Source organism: Allocoleopsis sp., from assembly GCF_036703385.1.
Taxonomy (GTDB): Bacteria; Cyanobacteriota; Cyanobacteriia; order Cyanobacteriales; family Coleofasciculaceae; genus Allocoleopsis.
Window position 1 is genome coordinate 1 of sequence record NZ_DATNPA010000548.1, and the last position, 5,252, is coordinate 5,252.

5 protein-coding genes and 2 pseudogenes are annotated in these 5,252 nt (G+C 46.6%); all 7 read right to left on the reverse strand.

Features of this window, described 5'->3' with window-relative positions:
• Positions 1 to 104 (reverse strand): annotated as a pseudogene (locus V6C93_RS38475) (cysteine hydrolase); the annotation flags it as partial.
• Positions 105 to 476: 372 nt separating this feature from the next.
• A complete protein-coding gene (locus V6C93_RS26760; RefSeq protein WP_333479715.1) occupies positions 477 to 833 on the reverse strand; it encodes a cupin domain-containing protein in 357 nt (118 codons plus the stop codon).
• A complete protein-coding gene (locus tag V6C93_RS26765) occupies positions 833 to 2,380 on the reverse strand; it encodes an ABC transporter ATP-binding protein (RefSeq protein ID WP_349262855.1) in 1,548 nt (515 codons plus the stop codon). Before V6C93_RS26765 ends, V6C93_RS26760 begins: the two co-directional genes overlap by 1 nt.
• A 137-nt stretch (positions 2,381 to 2,517) precedes the next feature.
• A complete protein-coding gene (locus V6C93_RS26770; RefSeq protein WP_333479717.1) occupies positions 2,518 to 3,255 on the reverse strand; it encodes an isochorismatase family cysteine hydrolase in 738 nt (245 codons plus the stop codon).
• A 139-nt stretch (positions 3,256 to 3,394) separates the two neighbouring features.
• Positions 3,395 to 3,814: an allophanate hydrolase-related protein gene (locus V6C93_RS26775; RefSeq protein WP_333479718.1), complete on the reverse strand. Its 420-nt coding sequence runs from the start codon at positions 3,812 to 3,814 to the stop codon at positions 3,395 to 3,397.
• A gap of 257 nt (positions 3,815 to 4,071) precedes the next feature.
• Positions 4,072 to 4,998, reverse strand: a complete 927-nt coding sequence (locus V6C93_RS26780) for an ABC transporter permease (RefSeq protein ID WP_333479719.1) — start codon at positions 4,996 to 4,998, stop codon at positions 4,072 to 4,074.
• 92 nt (positions 4,999 to 5,090) lie between these two features.
• A pseudogene (locus V6C93_RS38480) lies at positions 5,091 to 5,252 on the reverse strand (ABC transporter permease); the annotation flags it as partial.

The following is a 5,252-nucleotide window of genomic DNA, read 5'->3' on the forward strand; positions in this document are numbered from 1 at the left end:
CCTCCTTCTTCTAAAAAGTCTCGCTGCATGTCAATGATGATTAGTGCCAAACCCCCTTCGGCAGGAAGTTTGTAATCGTAGGGTTGAGCAGAGATGAAAACCATATCAGGGTTTGCGGGTTGTAAGTTGGTAGGTTGTAAGTTGGTAGGTTGAACGTTGGCAGGTTAAAAGTTGGCAGGTTAAAAGTTGGCAGGTTGAAAATACTCTTCACATCTTGCACCACCCCTCTAATCCCCCTTGGGTTTGGGGGAACATTAGAAACGAGGGAGGAAAATTAGCTCCCTCCCCTTAATAAGGGGAGGGTTGGGGAGGGGTCAAAAGGCTGGGTACAAGATCTGAGAAATACCAACTGTTAATACCAAATTCATAAAATAACGCTACAAATTGACCCCCCTACCCCCCTTATTAAGAGGGGAAAAGAAAAATATTTATAGCAAGGACGTAGGAGATTGGTATGATGTTCAACCTTCTAACATTCAACTTTTCTGACAAAGCAATACAGGCTTCTCCCAAATAGCAAGAACGATGCAGCCTGCTTGACTAATCACATTATGGTGAGAGCCAGGTGAGTTGATGACGAGGGTTCCAGCTTGATGTTCACCATTTTCATCGGTTTGCGAACCCGATAGAACGAAAATATGTTCAAAACCCGTATGTTTGTGCAGGGGTACGCTAGCTCCTGGCTGATACCGAAGAAGCGCTGCTGCTGCCCCTCCCTCGCCATCTTTATAAAGTCGGTATATGTCAACACCAGGATGAAACGGTTCCCAAAACAACTCATCCTGGTGTGCAGCGATGTCGAGTAAGTCTTTGAGGATTAAAACTCGCTGCATTAGTGTCCTGCCATGCGTTGACCAATGGTGGCAAAGTCAGCATCTGCGATCGCACTTTCGTAAACAAACTGCCCTTCACTAATCACCAAAATCCGGTCAGCGAGTTTCAACAATTCATCCAAATCTTCACTCACCAGGAGTACTGCAACACCTCGATTTCGCGCCTCCACAATAGACCCATGAATATACTCCACAGCTGCAAAATCCAACCCAAAGCAGGGATTCGCCGCGATGAGCAAATTAATGCGATCGCCACAGAGTTCTCGCGCCAACACGGCACGCTGCACATTTCCTCCAGACAGATTGCCAATGGGTGTGTCTGGTGAGGGTGTTTTAACCTTGAATGTGTTAATCAACCCTTGAGCCATCTGTCGAATCGCTTTGAAGACGAGTAACATACCCCCTTTCGCTTGGGGAGAACGGTCAAACGTGCGTAGAGCAAGGTTTTCTGCCACACTCATGTGAGGGACGCAGGCATTGCGGAGGGGTTCTTCCGGTAGTGAGAAGACTTGATGCCGATACATTTCGGCTCGCGTCGCGGTATAAACCTCTCCATTAACCAATAATTGCCCAGACGTAGCAGGACGCTGTCCCGCTAAGACTTCTACCAGTTCCCGTTGACCATTACCAGAAATCCCCGCAATCCCGACAATTTCGCCGCTCTGCACCGTGAGATTCACATCTTTAATAGCCTCGACACCATTATCTTTGTTAGCGTAAAGGTTCTGCACTTGAAGCACGGGTGTGGAGTTGAGATGCGTTGTTTTCTTAACCTGTTCTGGTTCACGCCTCTCACCCATCATCATCTCAGCCATGTCTGAGACTGTGAGATTTTTTACGAGGCCATGACCTGCAAACTTGCCCTTACGCAATACAGTGATTTCATCACAAAAAGCCATCACTTCACGGAATTTGTGGCTGATGATTAATACGCTCAACTTTCCGGCAGTAACTTCCTCGCGCAGTAATCCTAAGACTTCATCGGCTTCTTGAGGCGTTAGTACGGATGTCGGTTCATCCAAAATCAAGATACGGACTTGGAGATAAATCTGTTTAAGAATTTCCAGCTTTTGCTTCTGTCCAGCCGCTAATTGAGCGATGGGGATATCCAAAGGAACTTGGAAAGGAGCCGTTTGCATGAATGCTTCTAAGCGAACATACTCTTCCTTCCAATTGATTAAATTGGGACTATCAAAGCGAGAAAGGACAAGATTTTCAGCTACAGTCATGGCAGGTACAGACGTGAAATGCTGATAAACCATGCCAATCCCGTACTTATGAGCATCACGGGGACTATCAATAGTACGGCTTTGCTTATCAATCAGCACCTCACCAGAGGTAGGAGTATAAAACCCCATAATGCACTTCACGAGAGTACTTTTTCCCGCCCCATTCTCACCCAACAGAGCATGAAATGTTCCTGGTTTCAAGTGCAGTGAGACATTATCCAGAGCAGTAAACGACCCAAATCGCTTACTCATATTCACCACCTCCAATTCAGGTGGCCTAGTTAGCTCAACAGTAGTTCTTGCAGTTGCAATACTCATAAATTAACAATCACTAATCAATACTCAACGAAAAAATTTGTACCAAAAACTTTGCGTCCCTTTGCGTAAACCTCAGCGTTCCTCTGCGTTAAAAAATAAAATTTGCATCCATTTTGAAATTGTGCAACAGACCCAATTCAGCTACTTTGTACAACAGAATACTCTGGCATTTGAAGGTCAGCTGCTGCATTTTCTCCTTGAATTGCTTCAATAAATGCCGTCGAATCAGCAACAGCCCCAAACACACCCCCTTGCATTTTGATCATCTTCAGGGCAGCCAAATAGTTACCGTAATCCGTTGCAGCCGTACAATCAGATAGCAGCAGGCACTCATACCCTCGGTCATTCGCATCCCGCATCGTAGTGTGAACGCAGACATCCGTAGTAACCCCAGTCAGAACGATATTCTGAATACCCTTGCGTCTCAGCAATAGATCGAGGTCAGTCGCATAAAATGACCCTTTTCCCGGCTTATCGATAATGGCTTCTCCAGGGAGAGGGGCAAGTTCGGGGATAATTTCCCAACCTGGTTCACCTCGTACCAAAATCTTGCCACAGGGGCCAGGGTCGCCAATGCCCGCTCCGATTTGACGCGATCGCCATTGCTTATTTTCTGGTAAATCAGATAAATCGGGGCGATGTCCCTCACGGGTGTGTATCACATGAAACCCCTTTTCCCGTGCTGCTGCCAGAACTTTGCGAATCGGTTCAATCGGAGCACGAGTTAAAGATAGGTCATAGCCCATCTTGTCAACATAGCCACCAATACCGCAGAAATCGGTTTGCATATCGATAATCAGCAGTACTGTGTTTTCTGGGCGCAAATCCCCGTTATAAGGATAAGGATAGGGGTCAGCATCAACAAAACGTCCCATGTTTAACCTCGGTAAGTATTTGATAGGCGATCGCGTTTAGTCAGTGATCGGTTAAGTTGGCATTGGAATACTCGGTTTTTTTAACGCAGAGGAGCGCAGAGGGTGGCGCAGAGTGCCGCAGAGTTTTTGGAGTGAAATGTCAGTTAATTGTGATGCTGGGCATTGTTGGAGATATGGTTAGTGTTTCTATGTAGCTACGCCAACTGCCCCATTGAGTAATTTCTCGTTGGTTTTCGCAGCAGATGGGTTCGCCTAAAACGCCCAGAACGACTTCACCATCGCTGAGACGGACTTTACCGATGCACAATCCGGCTGGTTCTTGCAGCAAAATTGTGCCCAGACTCGCGGTAGGGACTGCCCAAACTTCAACTGCGATCGCAACTCCTCCTTCTCGCACTCGCAACATGGCTGGATAGCGGTCATCAATCGACCAAAGTCGGTAGGCGGGTTCTGTTTTGGCTTCTCGCACAAAGGTTGCTCCAACTGCTAAGAGATTGCCGTTTAGTTCCAGTCCTCGCATCAAGGTACCATTGACGGCAAGATTTAAAGTTTCTGGCATCGAAATCGTTAATTTTTAGTAGTGCACCACTGTGAATTCAAAATCCAAAATGCAAGATTAAAACTATTGACAGCACTTTGCGAGTCGGTGTGATCTAGTTCTCCCCTTGATAAGGGGGGTTAGGGGAGTCAAAATGTACTTCATTGAATTGGAAAGCGCTGTATATATTCAGATTTTGCAACACACTCTTTTACCCCTCCCCAGCCCTCCCCTTAGCAAGGGGAGGGAGCAATGTAAGCTATTTTTTGAGTTTGAATTTAGTTACTCGTCCCTAAAGCCCCTGGTGCACCACTTAAAGTGCGTTTCGGAGAGCAGGTAATAATCATGATTAAAAGTGTCAGAACATAGGGTGCGGCATTGAATAAGTAATAACCTTGAGTGACGCCAATCGATTGCAAAGCGGGGCCAAGTGCTTGAGCTCCGCCAAATAATAGAGAGGCATATAGACACTGCATGGGCTGCCATCGGGCGAAAATGACTAATGCAACTGCCATCAGTCCCTGTCCACTAGAGATGCGTTCGCTCCAGATACCGGGGTAGTAGAGAGATAGAGAAGCTCCACCAATTCCGGCTAAAAAGCTTCCGGCAATGATGCACAACATCCGCACCTTTTTGATAGAAACTCCCATCGCTCTAGCCGCATCAGGACTATCACCAACCGCACGAACAAATAGACCCCAACGAGTTGATTTTAAAAACCACATCATTAATGGTGCAAGGGCTACACCGAGGAGGAAAAGTGGACTGATTTTTAATGCCGATTGCAGTGCTGGCATACTGCTCCAATTTCCCAAATCCAAAGTCGGTAGAGGTGGAGCTTTAGGTTGAATAAAAGGCTTCCCTAAGAAAAAGGCAAGACCACTCCCAAAGATAATCATGGCAATACCAACAGCAACATCGTTAACTCTAGGTTGCTGAGTGAGCCAAGCATGAATGAAACCCAAAACCATCCCCGCCAATCCAGCGGCGATGACTCCCAACCAAGGGGAACCAGTTAGATAAGAAATTGCATAGGCACTCATGGCACCCATCAATAATGTTCCTTCCAGTCCGAGGTTGATTTTGCCACTTTTTTCTGTCAGACATTCTCCCAAGCTGACAAACAGAAACGGCGTACCCCCCCGCATAGTTCCTGCTGCGATCGCTAAAGGAACTCCTAACCAACCCAATGCTTCTGTTGCCATGCAATTCCTCCTTGATGAAAATCTGCTTTAAGTCATTCGTGCGTCGTTGCGCTTTAGCGCTAAAGCGCTTACTACAAACCCATGAACTGACTTTAGACGGTTGCAGTTGCTGGACTTCCGCTGACTTGCGATCGCTCTTTGAAGATGGGAAAACGTCCGTAGAGCGATTCACTATACATAACGACTAAGAAAACCAATCCTTGAAATACCAGAACCGTGGCATCCGGTAGATTATGCACTCGCTGCAAGATACC

What these genes read in the sequence shown, in the direction of transcription:
- V6C93_RS26760 (WP_333479715.1), bottom strand. Translation starts at nt 833, where the DNA reads ATGCAGCGAGTTTTAATCCTCAAAGACTTACTCGACATCGCTGCACAC.
- V6C93_RS26765 (WP_349262855.1), bottom strand. Translation starts at nt 2,380, where the DNA reads ATGAGTATTGCAACTGCAAGAACTACTGTTGAGCTAACTAGGCCACCT.
- V6C93_RS26770 (WP_333479717.1), bottom strand. Translation starts at nt 3,255, where the DNA reads ATGGGACGTTTTGTTGATGCTGACCCCTATCCTTATCCTTATAACGGG.
- V6C93_RS26775 (WP_333479718.1), bottom strand. Translation starts at nt 3,814, where the DNA reads ATGCCAGAAACTTTAAATCTTGCCGTCAATGGTACCTTGATGCGAGGA.
- V6C93_RS26780 (WP_333479719.1), bottom strand. Translation starts at nt 4,998, where the DNA reads ATGGCAACAGAAGCATTGGGTTGGTTAGGAGTTCCTTTAGCGATCGCA.